Annotated in this window: 3 protein-coding genes and 2 pseudogenes; all 5 read left to right on the top strand. The window is 37.6% G+C overall.

The annotated features are described in order from the left end of the window. Nucleotides 1-1,026, top strand: a 1,026-nt coding sequence (locus BN93_RS17185; RefSeq protein WP_019189168.1) for an RHS repeat-associated core domain-containing protein, incomplete at its 5' end; no start/stop codon positions are given. Between the two features lie 49 nt (nucleotides 1,027-1,075). Then, nucleotides 1,076-1,549, top strand: coding sequence for a hypothetical protein (locus BN93_RS15335; RefSeq protein WP_019189167.1), 474 nt, complete (start codon nucleotides 1,076-1,078; stop codon nucleotides 1,547-1,549). Between the two features lie 90 nt (nucleotides 1,550-1,639). Continuing rightward, nucleotides 1,640-2,338 (top strand): hypothetical protein, encoded by a 699-nt coding sequence (locus tag BN93_RS15330; RefSeq protein WP_019189166.1) that lies wholly within the window; start codon nucleotides 1,640-1,642, stop codon nucleotides 2,336-2,338. Nucleotides 2,339-2,352: 14 nt separating this feature from the next. Next, nucleotides 2,353-2,935, top strand: a pseudogene (locus BN93_RS18820) (RHS repeat domain-containing protein); the annotation flags it as partial. A gap of 1,327 nt (nucleotides 2,936-4,262) precedes the next feature. Continuing rightward, a pseudogene (locus BN93_RS18155) lies at nucleotides 4,263-4,513 on the top strand (RHS repeat-associated core domain-containing protein); the annotation flags it as partial.

Below are 4,513 nucleotides of genomic sequence, written 5' to 3'. Positions count from 1 at the left end.
ACCAACGTTGAAGACATCTTCTTCTATCATAGTGACCACCTCGGCAGCACCTCCTACATCACCGATGCCAAGGCCAACATCACACAGTTCGATGCCTACCTGCCCTATGGCGAACTACTCGTGGACGAACACTCTTCATCAGAAGATATGCCGTATAAGTTTAATGGCAAGGAGTTGGACGAAGAAACGGGACTGTATTATTACGGAGCCAGATACATGGACCCCAAAATCTCCATGTGGTTGGGTGTAGACCCGTTAATGGAGAAATATCCAGAAATCAGTCCATATTCTTACTGTGCAAATAACCCAATCATTGCAGTTGATTTACAAGGTGATAGTATCACTATTGCATATAAAACTGGTTTTTTAGGTTTAGGTGGAACTAAAAGGTTAACATATGAAGATGGCAAATTGTATAATCCAGATGGTAGTTCATATACAGGAAAAGTGAAAGGTTATTTAGCATCCGTAGTAAATGCATTAGGCGAACTCAATGAGACGGAAGAGGGAGCCTCTATCATTACGGAATTACAGAATTCAAACAACATGTTTACTATTAGGAGTGGTAGTTCTAATCAATTCAAAGCGAATTCTCCAGTAAAAGCAGGTGCAAATTTGGCTGAAGTTCAAGCGATAACAGGTAATACTTTAGGGTCTAATGGCTCAGGAGGAATTATTTATTGGAATACCCGTAATAGAACCAGTGGATTAAATATAAATGGGCAAATTAGTCGTCCTTCATTCATTGGATTAGGGCATGAAATGGCACATGGAAGTGATGCAAACCGAGGACTTCTTCATTATTCTAGTAATTATACTAATGAACAAACAGGAGCAGTATATTCTGCAACTTATAATGGATTAAATAAATCGGAATGGCGTGCAGTATACCGAGAGAATCTGATTAGAAGTCAGGCTAATATTCCATTACGGGCTTATTACGGCTATGATATATCAACAGGAATCCCAAAACCTATTGGTCCAAGATTATTATCTCCTCAAAATACGCCCATAAATTATCCATAGAATGGTTTATTCTGTATATTTTTAGTTATGTATATTTCCAATTTTCATTATGAAATTCGTTTTATCAATTCTATGCTTATTGCTTACTTACGGAGTATACTCACAAAATGTAACGCATATAAAAGGAAGAAAATACGAAGGGTATTCTTTTCCAAAGGAGTTTTATCTTGAAGGTTTTCCTCCTGCATCTAACCGTTATACATTAAGTGATACGGATATCTATCGTGCAGAAGAAATCTTGCTTAAGAATATTCCTTATTTGATAACGCCTTGTAGTTCTCATAAAGTTAAACTAAGAAAGGTTAGATTACATAAATACTACAGACAATATGTCGGCTACATAGATGGGAATAAACAAATATTGGTTCATATCAATTTTATCAGTAAAGATACTATTACATCAATAAAAGAATTATCCGAAGATCTGATAATGATAGTAGACGGAGGTAGCTCTTATTGGGAAATGATTATAAATATAACAACGGGTAAAGTTATAAGTATAAAACAAAATGGTTATGGCTAGATGATGAAAATAAAGACTTTATTGCTTATTCCTGCATTGCTATCAGTTTGTTTATGCAATACGAATAAAAAAGATATAATAAATTCTTCAATGGAAAGAAAAGAAGTTCTTGAGGAAAAAAGAGCAGATATACAATTAAGCTCTTTCAAGCGCTATCAGACATTCAACGAATTCAAGATGAGAGGCGAAGGTGTTCCCGTCCATTCTCCCTTCGTTTATGTCAGGTCTTCAAAGGATAAATTCGAGGTTGTGGTTTCTGATGATACGTCACATGTCTTTCGATATATAAGGCGAGACGGTGTATGGTATAACCATGAGGACATGGATTTATGGAAAAAGAATAATCCTATTACTAAAAGTGGAGAAGAAAACCCGGCAAGAAGTTATGATAGGATTATCTTTAATGATACGATTCTGGAGTACAGATGCTGCTATTATGGAGAATATAAGTATAAGGATTTTTATATAAAAACGGCATACGGATGTGATAGATTGACTTTGATAGAAGATATTGATTTTATCAGCCCTGCACATCTTATCTCGGATATGCGTAAGATGGTTTCTTTATATAATTATAATCTGCATGGTTTGCTATCCGAAAAGGGAAGATACAATAAACACAGAACTGTGGAACGATTCAAATTAAAGATAATACCTAACTACTATGTTCTTCAAAGTGATAACAATGGTAATAAGTTATTGCTTGAAAAAACATGGCTGGGGCTTTTCGGGATTCAACCTGGCATAGAAAAGTATGACAGACAAAAATCTGTTATTCATATGAAATGAATAATACTGATGATTACAATAAGCTCGGCACACCGCCGGGGGTGCCCACGATGAAAGGTAACTATGCCGACCTGGAGAATACGGGCGTGGGCTACAACACCATTATCGGCGAGTTGGGTGACCACAGCGTGCCCAAAGGCTGGCCGCAAACGCCCAAGTTCAGCCAGCCGGGCACGCCTCCCGGGCCGCCCGTGCAGTGGAATCCACCCACCAATCCCGAAGATGTTCCCGCAGGCTATGGCTATGTGGCAAGCGATACCACCAACATCGAGGATATCTTCTTCTATCATAGTGACCACCTCGGCAGCACCTCCTACATCACGGACAGAGATGCCAACATCACCCAGTTCGACGCTTACCTGCCGTACGGTGAGTTGTTGGTAGATGAACATTCTTCATCAGAGGAAATGCCGTATAAATTCAATGGTAAAGAATTAGATGAAGAAACTGGGCTGTACTATTATGGCGCGAGGTATATGAACCCAAGGACGAGTTTGTGGTATGGAGTGGATCCGCTAACGGAGAAGTATCCGAGCGTTGGTGGATATATTTACTGTCTAAATAATCCAATATTATTTAAGGACCCTAATGGTAAAGATGTTTATATGTTTACAGAGACAAAAGGAACAGGCCATACTTTTATTGTTGTTATAGATAATAAAGGAACAACAGTATATACTTATGGCAGGTATCAAGGTGGACATTGGTATAGTGTAGGCACCACAGGTCCTGGGGTTTTGGTAAAGTATAATGGAGAAAAGGCTGCAGAATATATAAACACAGAACTTCATAGGATGAAGGCTGAATCTTTTCTAATAAAGGATGCGAGTGATGCAAAGGTAAGGAAATATTTTGATGATCAATACAGTGCTTCTAATACAATACCTACTTCTGATAATGAAGATATAAATCGTAATGGTAAAGTAGTAGATACTTATTCTTTATTCGGGAATAACTGTACAACAAAGAGTTGTGATGCTGTTAAATATAGTGGGTCTAAAATATTTGATGTAGATGGATTGATATTTGATTATGATGAAGACTTTATAATACCAAGTTCTTTACAAGATTATCTAAAAGATATCTCAAAAACAAATAACAATGTTGCAAATAGAACCAAGGAAATGAAAAATATTTATTCAAACACATCAAACAAGAAGAACTTGAAAAGTGCTGGTAGTAGTGGAACTAGTTCTGGAATTGCTGGTTCTAGTGCTGGTTCTAGTGCAAATAGTTCTAGTACTCGTTCGTCATCTAGTGGCAATGGTTCTGGCTCTTTTGGTAGTGGTAGCAATAGTAGTAGCAGTCAAGATTTTAATAGATAAATTATTATGAAGAAAGTGTTAATTATCTACTTCTCGGTAGCATTTTTATGGTTTCTGATATATTGTATTTTAATTTCAGATGTTTATCTTACAATTAAGTACGAAATAGAAGTTACAAAGAACGATATTTTAGTGGACAAAATCTACCAAATATCCAATACTGGCATTATTTTAAATATTATTTGGTTCATAATAAGCACAGCAATAATGTTAATATTATACATTAGGAAAAACTATTCTAAAACGGCATAATGTATATTTGGCAGGCTGAAATCTTTCATGATTATTAGTGATATAGATTTGAGGGAGTGTCAAAAGTTATTGCCCACCTTACCAGTTAAGGGAGGCAAAACTAAAATATAGACAGGCCAAAGTTACTATTCCTTAAAATAAAAGAGCCATATCAAACTCGGTATTCAAGTACAAATATGGCTCTTTTTATTGCCTTTAAAAAAGTGGGATTATCCCTACCTCTTGAAAATGGAAATCCTTTCAAACGGGAAAGTTAGAATACTCTCTCTTGAGGAAGGCTTTTTCATCTAGTCACCGTAATATATATGAGCAACTTCATCACCTACAACTACGAATGGTTGAGCGAAGTGCTCTATCCCAAGAACCTCTTCAACCGCGTTACCTACACCTATGGCAAACCGGGCGAGAAGTACAACCGTGCAGGCAGATTGGTGCTGGTGGAAGACGCATCGGGCGGCGAGGCGTATTACTACGGCAACCAAGGCGAAGTGGTGAAGACGGTGCGCTCGGTGATGGTGAGCACCGCCGACATGCGTACCTATGTCTACGGCGCCACGTACGACAGCTGGAACCGCGTACGCACAATGACCTATCCCGA

It is taken from the genome of Prevotella conceptionensis 9403948, from assembly GCF_000312305.1.
Taxonomy (GTDB): domain Bacteria; phylum Bacteroidota; class Bacteroidia; order Bacteroidales; family Bacteroidaceae; genus Prevotella; species Prevotella conceptionensis.
This window is presented reverse-complemented; position numbering and strand designations above follow the sequence as displayed.